The sequence below is a fragment of the Streptomyces sp. NPDC024555 genome, from assembly GCF_055559335.1.
Genome location: NZ_JBVHKV010000006.1, coordinates 217,557 through 232,690, shown reverse-complemented (window position 1 = coordinate 232,690; position 15,134 = coordinate 217,557). Strand labels below are relative to the sequence as shown.

The window sequence follows — 15,134 nt, the reverse complement described above, 5'->3', positions numbered from 1 at the left end:
CAGGGACCCGGGACCGGCCGCGCGCGGGGCCGGTCCCGGGGGCCTCCCGGTCAGAACGCCGGGCGCTCCGGGTCCAGCACCGCGCGCCCCTCGGCCGGCGAGGAGGCCTCGGCGAAGTGCCGGCGGGGGATCCGGCCGGCCCGGTACGCCAGCCGCCCGCCCTCCACCGCGTGGCGCATCGCGGCGGCCATCAGCTCGGGCTCCTGCGCCCGGGTCACCGCCGAGGCCAGCATCACCGCCGAGCACCCCAGCTCCATGGCGAGCGCCGCGTCCGAGGCGGTGCCCGCCCCGGCGTCCAGGATCACCGGGACCCGGGCCTGCTCGACGATCAGCCGGAAGTTGTGCGGATTGCGGATGCCGAGGCCGGAGCCGATGGGGGAGCCGAGCGGCATGACCGCCGCGCAGCCCACCTCCTCCAGCCGCCGGGCCAGCACCGGATCGTCGTTGGTGTAGGGCAGCACGGTGAAGCCGTCGTCGACCAGCGTCTCCGCCGCGTCCAGCAACTCGATCGGTTCGGGCAGCAGGGTGCGCTCGTCGGCCACCACCTCCAGCTTGACCCAGTCGGTGCCCAGCGCCTCGCGGGCCAGCCGGGCGGTCAGCACCGCCTCGCCCGCCGTGAAGCAGCCGGCCGTGTTCGGCAGCACCCGGACGGACAGCTTCTCCAGGACGGACAGGACCGAACCGCGCACGGTGGGGTCGATGCGCCGCATGGCGACGGTGGTCAGCTCGGTGCCGGACGCGGCCAGTGAACGCTCCAGCACGTCCAGACTGGGCGCCCCGCCCGTTCCCATGATCAGCCGGGAGCCGAAGGCGGTGTCGCCGAGGGTGAAGAGGTCGTCGGACACGGTCAGCCCCCCTGCACCGCGGTCAGCACCTCGACCCGGTCGCCCTCGCTGAGCGGGGCCGAGGCCCACTGGCCGCGCGGCACGACCGTCTCGTTGAGCGCGGCGGCGATGCCCGAGCGGGCCTCGGTGAGCGTGGCGACGAGGGCGTCCAGGGTGGTCCCGGGCGCGACGGCGAGGCGCTCGCCGTTCACGGAGACGTGCACCGAGGGGGCGGATGACTCGGTCATGCGGGCTGCTCCTGACGTACGGGGGCGGCGGCGGGCGCGAACCGGCCGGGGGAGAAGGGGCGGGCCGCCTCGGGCAGTTCGCCGTCGGCCAGCAGCGCGGCCATCGCGTCCCCGGTGACGGGGGTGAGGAGCACCCCGTTGCGGTGGTGGCCGGTGGCGAGGTGCAGTCCGGGCAGCGCGGTGCGGCCGAGCAGCGGGGCGTTGTCGGGGGAGGCGGGGCGCAGCCCGGCCAGGGTCTCGGTGAGCGGCAGTTCGGTGAGGCCGGGGACCAGCTCGTGGGCGTCCCGCAGCAGTTCGTACACCCCGCCGGCCGTGACCGTGGTGTCCCAGCCCATCTCCTCGCTGGTGGCGCCGACGACCAGTTCGCCGTTCTCGCGCGGGACGAGGTAGACGTGGCTGCCCCGGACGACGGCGCGCACGGTGCGCGAGAGGAAGGGGGCGTACGTGGGCGGCACCGTCAGCCGCAGCACCTGGCCCTTCACCGGGCGGACCGGCGGCAGGACGTGCTCGGGCACGCCCGCGAGCCGCCCGCTCAGGCTGCCGGCCGCCAGCACGACCTGACCGGCGTCGAGCCGGCCGCCGTCGGCCAGGACGGCCCCGGTGGCCCGGTCGCCCGTCACCGCGAGGCGTTCGGCCGTGGCGCGGACCAGGACGACCCCGGCCCGTTCGCAGGCGGTCAGCAGCGCGGCGGCCAGCCGGCGCGGATCGACCTGGTGGTCGCCGTCGACCCGCAGCCCGCCGCGCACCCCCGGCGCGAGCATCGGCTCCAGACGGCGGCACTCGCGTCCGGAGAGCCATTCCGACGTCAGCCCCGAACGCCGTTGCAGGGCGTGCAGTTCGCGCAGATGGGCCCGGTCGTCGGCGTCCAGTGCGACGGCCAGGGTGCCGCAGGCGCGGAAGCCGATGTCCTGTCCGCTCGCCTCCTCCAGTTCGGCCGCGAAGGCCGGATAGCGGGCCGCCGAGGCCAGGTTGAGGCCGAGGAGCATCTCCTCGCCGTAGTGGAGTTCGGTGACCGCGGCCAGCATCCCGGCCGCGACCCGGGCGGCCCCGCCGCCGGGATCGGGGTCGGCGACCACGACGGACAGACCGCGCTGCGCGGCCCGCCAGGCCGTCACCAGTCCGATGACGCCGCCGCCGATGACGAGGACGTCGGACCCTGCTCTTCGGTGGATGGGCATGGGCGTCCAGCCCCTCCCTTCGCCGGCATGACCCGGATCAGGTTCGTACGGTCGGAGGCCGTCCAGCCTCCCTCTCAGCCCGGTGCGTCCGGGCTCCCGCGAGTGCGTTGCACGGCCACCCTAAACCCGGCCGGGGAACGCCGATCCGGGAACCCGCTTCCTGACGATTCGTCAGGTGTTTAAGGTGGGCGGGTGGACGAGCAGACCGGACAGCAGCAGCAGACGGCGCGGAACGGGCGCCGCGTCGTGATCGCCGGAGCGGGCATGGCGGGGGTGCAGACCGCCGTCGCCCTGCGCGAACAGGGCTTCACCGGCCCCGTCACGCTGATCGGCGCCGAGCCCCATCAGCCCTACGACCGGCCGCCGCTGTCGAAGGCGGTCCTCCTCGGCACGGCGGAGAGCTCCGCCTTCGACATCGACTTCGACGCACTGGACGTCACCCTGCGGCTCGGCCTCGACGTGACCGGGCTGCGCCCGGACGCCCGCGAACTGGACACCCCGCAGGGGCCCGTCCCCTACGACGTCCTGGTCCTCGCCACCGGTGCCGAACCCCTGACCCTCCCCGGCGCCGAGGGCGTGCCCGGGGTCCATCTGCTGCGCACCCTGGACGACGCCGCGCGGCTGCGCCCGGTCCTGGAGCGGCGGCACCGGGTCGTGGTCGTCGGCGCGGGCTGGATCGGCGCCGAGTTCGCCACCGCCGCCCGCGCGGCCGGCTGCGAGGTCACCGTCGTCGAGGCCGCCGCCCGCCCGCTGGCCGGGGCCCTGCCCGCCGAGGCCGCCGCCCCGATGGCCCGCTGGTACGGGGAGAGCGGCGCCGTCCTCCTCACCGGTGCCCGGGTCGCCGCCGTCGAGCCCGGCCGGGTGGAGCTGGCCGACGGCCGCGTCCTGCCCGCGGACGCCGTCGTCGTCGGCATCGGCGCCCGTCCCGCGACCCGCTGGCTCACCGGGTCCGGGATCGCGCTCGGCCCCGACGGATCGGTCACCGCCGACGCCTCGCTGCGCACCTCGCTCCCGGACGTCTACGCGGTCGGCGACTGCGCCTCCTTCCCCTCCGCCCGGTACGGGGAGCGGCTGCTGGTCCACCACTGGGACAACGCCCTCCAGGGGCCCAGGACCGTGGCCGCCGCCGTCACCGCCGGTCCGGAGGACGGCGGCGCGGACCCGGTCTACGACCCCGTGCCCTACTTCTGGTCCGAGCAGTTCGGCCGCTTCGTCCAGTACGCCGGGCACCATGCGAAGGCGGACGCCCTGGTCCGGCGGGGCGACCCGGACGGCCCGGCGTGGTCGGTGTGCTGGCTGCGCTCCGGCGCGCTCGTCGCCGTACTGGCGGTCGGCCGTCCGCGCGATCTCGCCCAGGGCCGCAGGCTCATCGAATCGGGCGCGGAACTGGACCCGGACCGGGTCGCGGACCCCTCCGTACCGCTGAAGGCGGCCACCCGCTGACCACCGCACCGGCCCCACGGACGGGCCGCCCGGGTACCGGCTGTCGGTCCGGGATGGCACGCTTGTCCCCGTGACCGAGATTGACGCAAAGACCGATGCTCTCGTCCCCGCCTGGCTCCACCTGCCCGACATCGCCGAAATGATCGACGTCGAGGTGACGCGTGTGCGGCAGCTGGTCAAGGAGGGCCAGCTCATCGCCGTACGCCGCGGGGAGAACCGGGCCCTCCAGGTGCCCGCCGCCTTCATCGACGGCGACCGGGTGGTCAAGGGCCTTTCGGGGACCCTGACGCTCCTGAGGGACGACGGCTTCTCCGACGAGGAGATGCTGGAGTGGCTCTTCACACCCGACCCGAGCCTGCCGGGCACGCCCGCCCAGGCGCTGAGTGAGAACCGCGGCACGGAGGTGAAGCGCCGCGCCCAGGCGCTCGCCGTCTGATCCGTGACCCGTCGGCCGGACCGGGGCGACACCCCGGCCGGACCGCGGGACACGTTCCGGCCGCGCCGGGGTGCGGTGTCGCACCCCGGCGCGGTGCCGCACCCGTACCACCGCCGTCACCGTCCCCGGGGGGAACCGCACCATGTCCACGCCTCGCGCGCAGCTGTCCGACGCCCGGCTCTACCTGTGCACGGACGCCCGCCGCCGCCAGGGCGACCTGCCCGCCTTCCTCGACGCGGTCCTCACGAGCGGGGTGGACATCGTCCAGCTCCGCGACAAGGGCATGGAGGCGGCCGAGGAGCTGGACCACCTCCAGGTCTTCGCCGACGCCTGCAAGCGCCACGGCGCGCTCCTCGCGGTCAACGACCGGGCCGACGTCGCCCACGCCATCGGTTCCGACGTGCTGCACCTGGGCCAGGGCGACCTGCCGGTCCCGGCAGCCCGCGCGATCCTCGGCCCCGACGTCCTGGTCGGCCGCTCCACGCACACCGAGGCGGAGGTCGACGCGGCCCTCGCCCAGCCCGGAGTGGACTACTTCTGCACGGGCCCCTGCTGGCCCACCCCCACCAAGCCCGGCCGCACCGCCCCCGGACTCGGCCTCGTCCGCCACGCCGCCTCGCTCGCCCCGGACCGCCCCTGGTTCGCCATCGGCGGCATCGACGCGGACAACCTCGACGAGGTGCTGGACGCCGGGGCGCGCCGGATCGTCGTCGTGCGCGCCGTCACGGAGGCCTCCGACCCGGGGGCCGCGGCGGCGGAGCTGGCCCGCCGGATCAGGGAGCGCGCCGAGGCGTGACGGGGGAGTGACCCGGGAGGCGGGGGATCCGGGGGAGGCCGGGGAGCCGTTCCGGGACGGAAGTGTCCGAGGCGTGGACAAAGAACCGGGCATTCAAGCCAAATCACCCCAGTTCGGTTGGGTGCCGGGCCGGGCCTGGTTAACCTGCCCGTATGGCCCTTGGCACCCCCTCCACCAGGACAGATCACGCGCCCACCGTGCGTGAGATGCTCGCGACCGGCAAGACCTTGTACTCGTTCGAGTTCTGGGCCCCCAGGACCGAGAAGGGCGAGCGCAATCTGTGGAACGCGCTCCGCCGGGTCGAGGCGATGCGTCCGAACTTCGTCTCCGTGACGTACGGCGCCGGCGGATCCACCCGGTCCGGGACGGTGAAGGCCACCCAGGACATCGCCGCCGAGTCCACCCTCACCCCGGTCGCCCACCTCACGGCGGTCAACCACTCCGTCGCCGAGCTGCGCAACATGATCGGGCAGTACGCCGACGCCGGGATCCGGAACATCCTCGCGGTGCGCGGCGACCCGCCGGGCGACCCCATGGGCCCCTGGGTGGAGCACCCCCAGGGCGTGCGGTACGCGGCCGATCTGGTGCGGCTGATCAAGGAGTCCGGCGATTTCTGCGTCGGCGTCGCGGCCTTTCCCGAACGGCACCCGCGCTCGCCCGACTGGGACAGCGACGTCCGGCACTTCGTGGACAAGTGCCGGGCCGGCGCCGACTACGCGATCACGCAGATGTTCTTCGATCCGGAGAACTACCTCCGGATGCGTGACCGGGTGGTCGCCGCGGGTGGCGAGACGCCGATCATCCCCGAGGTGATGCCGGTGACGAGCGTCCGCCAGTTGGAGCGATTCCCCCAGCTCAGCAACGCGTCCCTGCCCGAGGAGCTGAAAGAGCGCATCCTCGCCGCCAAGGACGACCCCGCCGCTGTACGCTCCATTGGCATCGACTTCGCGACGCGGTTCTGCGCGAGGCTGCTTTCCGAGGGTGTCCCCGGGCTGCACTTCATCACGCTGAACAACTCGACGGCGACGCTCGAAATCTACGAGAATCTCGGACTGCACAAGCAGTTGTGACCGGCCGTACCCGCCACCACCCCGGGGCGGTGGCCGTGGAAGGGGGCGGGCATGGGCTGGACGGTCCTCTACATCGCGTTCGGCATCGTTGCGCTGTGGCTGCTCGGCGAGGTGCTGCTCCAGTACAAGGCACGGCTGCGCTGGCGGCTGCTCGCCTTCACCGGCTTCGCGGGTGTGGTCGTCGGCGTGCTGATGCCGTCCGTGTTCGTCATCGCCCTGGGCGCCGTCGCCTTCGCGATCGGCCAGACCTATGTGACGCTCTCCTTCCGCCGCGGCTTCTCGACCGGCTGGGCCATAGGGGGCAGCCCCGGGGAGAGCCGGCGCAGGCGCGGCGCCGCCGACCGCGAGCCCACGCTCCAGGTCTCCGACCTGGAGATGGAGTACGAGCCGGAGGCGCCGGCCCGGCAGGAGCCCGCGCCCCGGCCGGCCGCCGCGGTCTACGAGCCCGAGCCCATGCCCGACGACACCGGCCGCTACGGGATCTACAACGACCCGGCCCCCGCCACCCAGGACCCCGGACAGCACCAGGCCCCCCAGGCGCAGCCGCAGTACGGCGGCTACGACGGATACGGCGACTACTCCGGCTACCCGGCCCAGGGCGGCCAGGACACCTACGCGGCCACCGGCTCCTACGACTACGGCACCGACCACCAGCAGTACGCCGCGTACTCCGACCCGTACATCGGCACCACCGCGGGCACCCCCGACTACGGCACGTACCAGGACTACGGGACCCCGCAGCAGTACGACGGCTACGGCACCGGCCAGCAGTTCGCCGACCCGTACGCCGCACAGGGCTACGCCCCCGACACCCCGCCCGGGGGCGTCTGGGTCCCCCAGCAGCGCGAGGGCGAGCAGCACCCCCCGCAGCAGCCCGCCCAGCAGACGCCGTACCCGAACGGCTACGACAACGGCTACGGCAACGGCAACGAGCCGTACCGCTACTAGGGCGTGTCCGGAAAGTCCCGCCTGCTCGGCGACGCCTGGCACGCACTCCCCCACGGCCTCGGCTTCGCTCGACCACGGGGGGACCCCCTCCGGCGTTGTCGGGATCGCCCCGATACATCCAGTATCGGGGCGACCCTCCGCCTTGCGATCGCACGCACCAGACGCCGCCGAGCCCGCCCTGCGGGCGGACGGCGCTACTTTCCGGACACGCCCTAGGGCCTGTCTGACCCCAGGCCTCTCCGGGGCCTCGTCCGCACGGGACCCGGACCCCGTTCCCCCGGGACCCCGGGGCCCTCCGGCTCACCTCACTGCGAGCCGCGGAAGCCCTCGCCCTCCACGATCAGACCCGCCACCAGCGCCCCGGACATGCCGGCGTGGGCGAGTCCGCCGCCGGGATGCGACCAGCCGCCCGCCAGGAGCAGACCGGGCAGGCGGGTGGGATTGCCCGGGTGGAGGAAGCCGCCCGCGGCGCCCGCCAGCGAGGGCGCGGGCACGGCGCCGCCCTCGGCCCCGGTCGCGGCGGCGGTCTCCGCCGGGGTCCGCACCTCCCGGTGCAGCACCCGCTCCCGCAGACCGGGCACCGCGGCGGCCGCCGCGTCGATCAGGGTGTCCGCGTACCGCGCCCGCAGCGCCTCGTCCGTCCAGTCCACCGGACCGTGCGGGGCGACCGTCGCCGTCAGCGTCACCGCCTCGTGGGCCTCGTCGGGGCGGGTCGAGGGATCATCGGGGCGCAGCACCGTCACCGTGGGACGCGCGGCGAGCCGGCCGTCGAAGACCGCCTCGCGCTCGGCCGCCCCGTCCGCCGGGTGCACCACCGTCCGGTGGGCGGCGTCCGAGGGACGGGCACCGCGCAGCGACAGCAGCACCAGGAACCGGCCGGTGGGCGCGGCGCCCCCGGACCGGGGCTGCACCGTCACCTCACCGTCCCGCCACAGCTCCTGAGGGGGCGTCAGCCCCGGATGCGGACGGGCGCCCAGCACCACGTGATCCGCCTCCGCCACCGTCCCGTCCGCCAGCTCCACGCCGGCCGCCCGGCCGTCCTTCCCGACGATCCGGGCCGCCTCCGCCCCGAAGACGAACGCCACCTTCCGGGCCAGGCACCGCTCGTACACGGCCCGCGCCAGGGCGCGCAGCCCGCCCGCCACGTACCAGCTGCCGAAGGTCTCCTCCATGTACGGCAGGAGTGCCGCGCCCGCCGGGGCGTGCGCGGGGTCCAGTCCGTACGACAGCGCGTACCCGTCGAGCAGGGCGGCCAGCCGGGGGTCGGACAGCTCCCAGGAGCCGACCTCCGCCAGGGTGCCCGCCCGCAGGGCCGGGCGCAGCAGCCGGCGCCGCACCGGCGCGGGGTAGGGATCGCGGCCCAGCACCTGCCAGTCGCTCCGCAGCGGCTCCTCCAGCAGCGGACGCCGCGAGCGGTCCCAGGCGTCCCGGGCCCGGTCGAGGAAGTCCCCCCAGCTCCGCCCGGCACCCGTGCCGAGCGCCGCGTCCAGCGCGGCGACGGTACCGGCCCGCGAGGCGTTGGGCAGGGACACGTCCGTGCCGTCCGCGAAGACATGACGGCTCGCCGGATCGACCTGGGTCAGCGTGACGCAGTCCTCCAGCGGCTCCTTGCCCGTCTTCACGAACAGATCGCGGTAGACCGCCGGCAGATGGAGCAGTCCGGGCCCGGTGTCGAAGGCGAAGCCCTCGTGGGCATGGCTGCCCAGCGCGCCGCCGTACGTCTCCGCGCGCTCGTACACCGTCACCCGGTGCCCGGCCACGGCCAGCCGCGCCGCCGCCGACATCGCGCCCATCCCGGCGCCGATCACCGCAATACGTGCCATGCCAGCGACCTTAACGGCCGCCACCGACAGCTCAGCCGCCAGGCTGCTGCAAGGGGGCCCGCCCCAGCCGTTTCTCCGCGCGCCGCTCGGCCCGGCGCCGCAGGAACCGGCGGATCCGGGAGACCAGGAAGAGCGTGATCACCACACCGGTGAGCAGGATCGCCAGGGCGAACCCGGCCGCGATCCACGGATGGAAGATCGCGAAGGTGATGACGGCGGCGACACCGAGGTCCTCCACCAGGCTCAGCGCGATGTTGCTGAAGGGCTCCGGGGAGGTGTTGACGGCCATGCGCGTGCCCGCCTTCACCAGATGGCTCACCAGCGCGGTGGAACCGCCGATCGCCCCGGCCGCCAGCTCCGGCAGCGAACCGCTCTCGCCCGCCAGCAGCGCCGCCACGACCGCCCCGGAGAGCGGCCTGACGACCGTGTGCACCGAGTCCCACACGGTGTCGACGTACGGGATCTTGTCCGCCACCACCTCGCACAGGAAGAGCACACCGACGACGACGAGCACGTCGGTGCGCTGGAGCGCCGCGGGCACCTCGTCGGAGACACCGGTCGCGCCGAAGAGGCCGAGCAGAAGGACCACGGCGTAGGCGTTGATCCCGCTCGCCCAGCCACTCGTGAACACCAGAGGGAGTACGGACACGGACGCGATCGTAACCAGGCGGCGTACCCGTACGGGAGGGAACGGGTGCACAGCGCTGAGTATCCGTACCTAGACGCCGAGATGAGTAGACGCGCGGATGGGTTCCCACCTGCGCGGACGGCAGAGTGGGGACCACGGACGGGGCGTCGCGCCACCACCGCCGGCACGGGGCGGCGGAGCGGGGTGCGGCGGCCCTTCCGAACGGGGGTGCGCGACGGAGGACTTCGGGACCACGGGGGACACGGGGTCACGGGGGAGGGTTCTCCGGCAGCACACGAAGCGCCGGTCGTACGGGGCCCGGGGGGATCGGGCTCCGCGCGGCCGGCGCTCTCGTACGTCCGGGGCGTCAGCGCCCGCTGACCCGCCCGCGCAGCAGCAGGGACAGGGCGGAGTGCACATCGTCGATGGAGCGCTCCGGCTGGAACGCCTGCCAGTCCAGCGCCGCCACCAGCACCATGCCCACCAGCGCGGCCGCCGTCAGCGGGATGTCGATCTCCTCGCTCAGCTCACCGCCCGCCACGCCCTCCCGGAGCACGTCCTCCACGACGGCGACGGCCTCCTGACGCACCACCAGCAGCGTCGACTGCCAGGCGCGGTTGGTGCGCCACAGCTCGGCCACGTACAGCTGGGTGAAGGCCGGATAGCGGTCGATGAAGACCAGACCCGCCCGGATCATGGCGTCCAGGGCCTCGACCCGGCTGCCGCCGCGTGCGGCGGTCTCCTCGGCCGCCGTGCGCAGCGACGCGGTGAGCAGGCCGACGCCGTGGCGCAGCAGCTCCTCGAAGAGCTCCGTCTTGCTCTTGAAGTTGTAGTAGACCGTCCCCTTGGCGACCCCGGCCCGCTCGGCGATCTCGTCCACCGTGGTGGCCGAGAAGCCCTTCTCGGCGATCAGGGTCACGGCCGCCTCGTAGAGCTTCTGCCGGGTGGCGCGGCGGCGCGTGGTGCTGCTGCTTTCCATGGTCCCGATTCTCACAGGTCCCGGGGGCCTCACAGGGTCAGTTCGGGCCGGAGCCGGTCCAGGGTCCACATCTGCCGGCGCCGGGCGGACAGGGCCGTCAGTGCGAGCGCCCCGGCGGTGAAGGCCACCAGGACCGCGCACCCCTGCCAGACCGGGCCGAGCCCGCCGCCCGTGATCAGCCGGCGCAGCCCCTCGACGATGTAGCTCATCGGCAGATACGGGTGGATCGCGTTGAAGAAGCCCGGACTGGTCTGGACGGGATAGGTCCCGCCGGCCGAGGTGAGCTGGAGCATCAGCACAGCCAGGACGAGGATCCGCCCGGCCGCCCCGAAGCGGGCGTTCAGCCACTGCACGAGCGCGGCGAAGCAGCAGGTGACCAGCGAGAGGAAGCCGACCGTCCCGGCGGCACGGGCCATCTGCAGACCGAGCCCCCAGTGCAGGACGGACATCAGCGCGGCCACCTGGAGCACCCCGAGCGCCGCCACCGGCAGCCAGCCCGCCAGCGCGATCCGCCAGGCCGGGGCCCCGGCCGCCAGGGCCCGCCGGCTGAGCGGCTGGATCAGCATGTACGCCACCATCGCGCCGACCCAGAGGGAGAGCGGGATGAAGTAGGGGGCGAATCCGGTGCCGTAGTTGGGTGCCCGGTGCAGCGACTGCGAGGCCAGCTGTACGGGGTCGGCCATGACCTCCGTACGGGCGTCGCGGTCCTTCTTGTCGTAGTCGGGGATCCGGCCGACGCCGTCGCCGAGCCCCTGCGCGAGGGTCGCCGAGCCGTCGCCCAGCCGGATCAGACCGCTGTCCAGGCTCGTCGCGCCCTTCCTGAGGTCGCCGACGCCGGTGTTCAGATCGGCGGAACCGGTCTTCGCCGTGCCGAGGCCGGTGTGCAGGCTGCCCGCGCCCTTCGCGACCTTGTGGGCCCCGGTGTTCAGCGCGTTGACCTTCTTGACCGCTCCCTCCAGGTCCTCGTCCAGGTGCGGTGCCCGTTCCGCGAGGGCGGCGGCCTGGTTCCGGAGCGTGGTGAGCTGGGTGCGCAGCTTCTTGAGGTCGCCGTCCTGGTCCTCGACCAGCACGGCGACGTCGTCCGCGACGGCGGCGACATCGGCCGCGGCCGTCACGGCGCGCCCCAGCGGGGCGCAGACCTCCGCGTCGGGCAGCGGCTGCTCCTCGCAGCGGGTGCGGTGGACGGCGGTGAGGTCGTCGGCGGCGGTGTGCGCGGCCGTGGCGGCGGCGGGCGCCGCCTCCACCAGCAGGCCGAGGTTGTCCCGGACGGTCTTGGCGGAGTCCGCGACCAGCCGGGCCGTGTCCCCGATGGCCTTGCCGTTGTCCTTCAGGAAGGGGCGTACGTCGGCGGCCACCCCGTTGACCTTGTCGGCGAGCAACTGGGTGCCGGCGGCGACCTCGCGGGAGCCGGTCTCCAGATCGGCGGCGCCCTTGTCGAGCGTGACGATCCCGGTGGCCAGCCGGCCGCTGCCCGCCTTGGCGTCCTTGAGGCCGTCCGCGAGGTCCTTCGACCCCTTCTTGGCCCGGCCGATACCGCCTTCGAGGTCGGCCGCGCCCCTGGCCGCCTTCGCCGTCGCGTCGTGCAGGTCGGAGAAGTTGATGAAGATCCGGTCCAGGAAGTTCCGGGAGGCGTTCGTGGAGGCGGCGGTGCGCACCTCGGAGAACACGGTCCGGGAGATCTGGCCGACGATGTAGTTGTTCGCGTCGTTCGTACGGACCTGGAGCGCGCCCGTCTCGGGGGAGTCGCCCGCGCTGGAGGCGATGCGCCGGCTGAAGTCGGCCGGCATGGTCAGCGAGAGGTAGTACGTCCCGTCCTCGACGCCCCGGGCCGCCTCGGCCCCGCTCACCTCGTGCCAGTCGAAGACCTCGGAGCCGAGCAGCTTCGCGGTGATCTCGTCACCCGCCGCGAGGCGCCTGCCGTCGGCGGTGGCGCCCCGGTCGTCGTTGACCAGGGCGACGGGGATCCGGTCCAGGCGCCCGTAGGGGTCCCAGAACGACCAGAGGTACAGGGCCCCGTAGAGCAGCGGCAGCAGCAGGAGGGCGGCGAGCGCGGCGCGCGGCAGCCTGCCGCGGCCGAAGCGCCTCAGCTCAAGAGCGGCCAGTCGCGGCGCACGCATCGGCCGTCCCTTCGTCGTCGTGGTGGTGAGCGGGGTGCTCGGTGTGTCCGGCGCGGTCGGCCGGGGCCTGAGGGGGTGCGGTCCGGACGAGGACGGCGTCCTCGGGGGCCTGGCTGCACACGGCCAGGACGGTCGTGCCGTCGGCGGCGAGCCCGCGCAGCAGGTCCCAGGCCTCGGCGCGCTCGGCGTCGGAGAGCTTGAGGTCGGTGTCGTCCACCGCGAGCAGCCGGGGCCGGCCGATCAGCGCCAGGGCGACGGAGAGCCGTAGCGCCTCCAGGCGTTCCAGGTCCCGCACCGCGGTCCGTTCCGCCTTCGGCAGCGCGGCGAGGTCGAGCCCGGCCGCCTCCAGCGCCGCGTCCAGCCGGGCCCGGCGGCCGGCGGCCCGTTCGGCGCGCGGACGCAGCAGCGCGCGCGGGGAGGCGCCGTAGCGGTGCTGGAGGAGGGCCCGCTCGCGCAGGTGCTCGCCGACCGTGAAGGCCGGATCGAGTTCGCTGACGCCGGGCACCGGGCCGAGCGCGGCGATCCGGCGTACGGCGGCGGCGCGGCGGGGCAGCGGGAGCCCGGCGGTCGTCGCCCCGCCCGCGGAGGGGCGCATCCGGCCGGTGACGGTGAGCAGCAGACAGGTGCGCCCCGAGCCGGACGGGCCCTCGACCGCCACGAGCGAGCCGGGCGCGGCGTCGAACGCCACGTCCCGGAACGCCCAGCCGCGCGCTCCCCTGACGCCGAGACCGTCGGCGGTGACGGCCGCCCCGTGCGGGCTGTCCACGGACCCTCCCCCGTGTGCGGGCGGCTGTTCCGGGCCGCCCGCACCTTTTTGAACTGACTGGTCAGTTTAAAAAGGTAGCCCGAACTCGCGAGCGAAGCAAAAGCACAGGTCACAGGGGGATTCGGGTCGATTGTCAGTGGGGGCCGTCACGATGGATACAGACGGCCACCGAGCCGTTACGAGACAGGAGGTATCGTCATGGCCCATTCGTCCGCAGCAGCCGCTCCGCGACGCCGCGCAGACGGCCCTGCCCCCTCACCGACCGGCCCGGCGCACGACGTCCATCCCGTACTGCGGCGCACCACCGCACCGCCCGCCGCCCTCGATCTCCTCGCCCAGGCCCGCGCCGGCCTGGAGGAGGCAGCTGTTCTCGACGTGCCGAACGAGCGCTACGCCACCGCCCACCTCGCCGCCCTGCGCACGGCCGCCGCCGTGCTCGCCGTCCGGGGCCGCCCCGAGACCCGCCCGCGCCGCCGCGAACGGATCCGCAGCGCCTGGGAGGTCCTGCCGGAGGTGGCGCCCGAGCTGACCGAATGGAGCGCGCTCTTCGCGTCCGGCGCCGCGCGCCGGGCCCGCGCGGAGGCCGGCATACCGGGGGCGGCCGGCCGGCGGGACGCGGACGACCTCCTGCGCGACGCGGCGATGTTCCTGCGCCTGGTGGAGCGGCTGCTGGTGCTCCAGCCGGTGCTGCCGCAGCCCCGCACGGAGCGGTACGACGCGGGATGACGGCTCCGGCGGCGCGAGGCAATAGGGTGGCAGGGACCTGTTACCTGCGCTGTTCACGCCCCGCCCCCGGCGGCGGCGCCGTGCCGAGGAGACAAAAGCCGTGTCGGACCAGCTGCGCCCCCGCGCCTCCCTTCGTACCGCTGTGGTGTGGGACGTCCTCAAGGACGCCCTCGACCGCCGGGCCGAGGCGACCGGCAGGGACGTCCTGGACGTGCTGGACACCGGCGGCGGCACGGGCAACTTCGCCGTGCCCGTCGCCCGCCTGGGCCACCGGGTCACCGTCGTCGACCCCAGCCCCAACGCGCTCTTCGCGCTGGAGCGCCGGGCCGCCGAGGCGGGGGTCGCCGAGCGCGTCCACGGCGTGCAGGGCGACATCCTCGGCCTCTTCGACGTGGTCGAGCGCGGGGGCTACGACGCGGTGCTCTGCCACGGCGTCCTGGAGTTCGTGGACGATCCCGCCGAGGGCGTACGGCACGCGGTGGAGGCGCTCCGCCCGTCCGGCGCGCTCAGCCTGCTCGCCGCCGGGCTCGGCGGGGCGGTGCTCGCCCGCGCGCTCGCCGGCCACTTCACCGAGGCCCGGCAGGCGCTCGGCGACCCCGACGGTCGCTGGGGCGAGGGCGACCCCATGCCCCGGCGCTACACGGCCGAGCAGCTCACCGAGCTGGTCGAGGCCGCGAAGATCGAGGTCGGCGCGGTGCACGGCGTCCGCGTCTTCGCCGACCTCGTCCCCGGGGTCCTCGTGGACACCGAGCCCGGGGCGATGGAAGCCCTGCTCAAGCTGGAGGCGGCGGCGGCCGAGCTGCCCGCCTTCCACTCGGTGGCCACCCAGCTCCACGTCCTGGGCACCCGCCGACCCTGAGCACGGACCGTCCGGAACCCGGTGCGGACTCCGCGGCAGCGTGGCTGATCAGCGACGCAGCCGCAGACGGAGTACGCCCCAGCAGCCCCGATCGGAGCCCTGGCCCCGTATGATCGAGGGACACCATCCGGCATGACGGATCGGAGGTTGGGGAATCAACGCCTCAGCAGCTGAGCCGTCGTGGCGGCCCGGACTGGCTGATTGGCAATGAGGGCGGGTTTCACGGGGGCGATTCCCTGCCTATCCTGGAAGGGCCGCATACCGGCCGTCCCCGCGGCCGACGACGAGGAGGA

General features: G+C 74.4%; 15 protein-coding genes and 1 riboswitch. Of the genes, 7 read left to right on the top strand and 8 right to left on the bottom strand.

Features of this window, described 5'->3' with window-relative positions:
* Window positions 1-50: 50 nt before the first annotated feature.
* The 3 genes from ACZ4FH_RS12570 to thiO all read right to left on the bottom strand — a co-directional run bounded on the left by ACZ4FH_RS12570 (window position 51) and on the right by thiO (window position 2,250).
* On the bottom strand, window positions 51-845 hold the full coding sequence (locus ACZ4FH_RS12570; protein ID WP_467304259.1) for a thiazole synthase: 795 nt from the start codon (window positions 843-845) through the stop codon (window positions 51-53).
* A gap of 2 nt (window positions 846-847) precedes the next feature.
* Complete coding sequence (gene thiS / locus ACZ4FH_RS12565; protein WP_467304258.1) at window positions 848-1,072, bottom strand: sulfur carrier protein ThiS; 225 nt, start codon at window positions 1,070-1,072, stop codon at window positions 848-850.
* Window positions 1,069-2,250 (bottom strand): glycine oxidase ThiO, encoded by a 1,182-nt coding sequence (thiO, locus tag ACZ4FH_RS12560; protein ID WP_467304257.1) that lies wholly within the window; start codon window positions 2,248-2,250, stop codon window positions 1,069-1,071. The genes thiS and thiO overlap by 4 nt, the downstream gene beginning before the upstream one ends.
* A riboswitch (TPP riboswitch) is annotated at window positions 2,248-2,360 on the bottom strand. (Overlaps the previous gene by 3 nt.)
* 154 nt (window positions 2,361-2,514) lie before the next feature.
* On the opposite strand from thiO, the gene ACZ4FH_RS12555 reads away from it, so the two are divergent.
* The 5 genes from ACZ4FH_RS12555 to ACZ4FH_RS12535 all read left to right on the top strand — a co-directional run bounded on the left by ACZ4FH_RS12555 (window position 2,515) and on the right by ACZ4FH_RS12535 (window position 6,943).
* Complete coding sequence (locus ACZ4FH_RS12555; protein WP_467304452.1) at window positions 2,515-3,693, top strand: NAD(P)/FAD-dependent oxidoreductase; 1,179 nt, start codon at window positions 2,515-2,517, stop codon at window positions 3,691-3,693.
* 70 nt (window positions 3,694-3,763) lie between these two features.
* Entirely contained in the window at window positions 3,764-4,129 is a 366-nt protein-coding gene (locus ACZ4FH_RS12550) for an Rv2175c family DNA-binding protein (RefSeq protein ID WP_383643434.1), read from the top strand.
* A 142-nt stretch (window positions 4,130-4,271) separates the two neighbouring features.
* Window positions 4,272-4,925, top strand: coding sequence for a thiamine phosphate synthase (gene thiE / locus ACZ4FH_RS12545; RefSeq protein ID WP_467304255.1), 654 nt, complete (start codon window positions 4,272-4,274; stop codon window positions 4,923-4,925).
* A gap of 152 nt (window positions 4,926-5,077) precedes the next feature.
* Window positions 5,078-5,995, top strand: coding sequence for a methylenetetrahydrofolate reductase [NAD(P)H] (gene metF / locus ACZ4FH_RS12540; protein WP_467304254.1), 918 nt, complete (start codon window positions 5,078-5,080; stop codon window positions 5,993-5,995).
* A gap of 51 nt (window positions 5,996-6,046) precedes the next feature.
* The gene (locus ACZ4FH_RS12535; protein WP_467304253.1) at window positions 6,047-6,943 is read left to right on the top strand and encodes a hypothetical protein; all 897 of its coding nucleotides are present in this window, start codon (window positions 6,047-6,049) and stop codon (window positions 6,941-6,943) included.
* Window positions 6,944-7,248: 305 nt separating this feature from the next.
* Here the strand turns inward: ACZ4FH_RS12535 and ACZ4FH_RS12530 are convergent, their stop codons facing one another.
* The 5 genes from ACZ4FH_RS12530 to ACZ4FH_RS12510 form a co-directional block, all read right to left on the bottom strand.
* Window positions 7,249-8,766, bottom strand: a complete 1,518-nt coding sequence (locus tag ACZ4FH_RS12530) for a phytoene desaturase family protein (RefSeq protein ID WP_467304251.1) — start codon at window positions 8,764-8,766, stop codon at window positions 7,249-7,251.
* A gap of 31 nt (window positions 8,767-8,797) precedes the next feature.
* Entirely contained in the window at window positions 8,798-9,415 is a 618-nt protein-coding gene (locus ACZ4FH_RS12525) for a DUF4126 domain-containing protein (RefSeq protein WP_467304249.1), read from the bottom strand.
* Between the two features lie 346 nt (window positions 9,416-9,761).
* Window positions 9,762-10,373: a TetR/AcrR family transcriptional regulator gene (locus ACZ4FH_RS12520; protein WP_383643452.1), complete on the bottom strand. Its 612-nt coding sequence runs from the start codon at window positions 10,371-10,373 to the stop codon at window positions 9,762-9,764.
* Between the two features lie 29 nt (window positions 10,374-10,402).
* Window positions 10,403-12,490, bottom strand: a complete 2,088-nt coding sequence (locus ACZ4FH_RS12515; protein WP_467304247.1) for a YhgE/Pip family protein — start codon at window positions 12,488-12,490, stop codon at window positions 10,403-10,405.
* Window positions 12,462-13,256, bottom strand: coding sequence for an ATP-binding cassette domain-containing protein (locus ACZ4FH_RS12510; RefSeq protein WP_467304246.1), 795 nt, complete (start codon window positions 13,254-13,256; stop codon window positions 12,462-12,464). Before ACZ4FH_RS12510 ends, ACZ4FH_RS12515 begins: the two co-directional genes overlap by 29 nt.
* Before the next feature lie 198 nt (window positions 13,257-13,454).
* Between ACZ4FH_RS12510 and ACZ4FH_RS12505 the strand changes: the two genes are divergently transcribed.
* The gene (locus ACZ4FH_RS12505) at window positions 13,455-13,982 is read left to right on the top strand and encodes an SAV_6107 family HEPN domain-containing protein (RefSeq protein WP_467304244.1); all 528 of its coding nucleotides are present in this window, start codon (window positions 13,455-13,457) and stop codon (window positions 13,980-13,982) included.
* Window positions 13,983-14,082: 100 nt separating this feature from the next.
* Window positions 14,083-14,841, top strand: coding sequence for a class I SAM-dependent methyltransferase (locus tag ACZ4FH_RS12500; protein WP_383643465.1), 759 nt, complete (start codon window positions 14,083-14,085; stop codon window positions 14,839-14,841).
* Window positions 14,842-15,134: the final 293 nt, after the last annotated feature.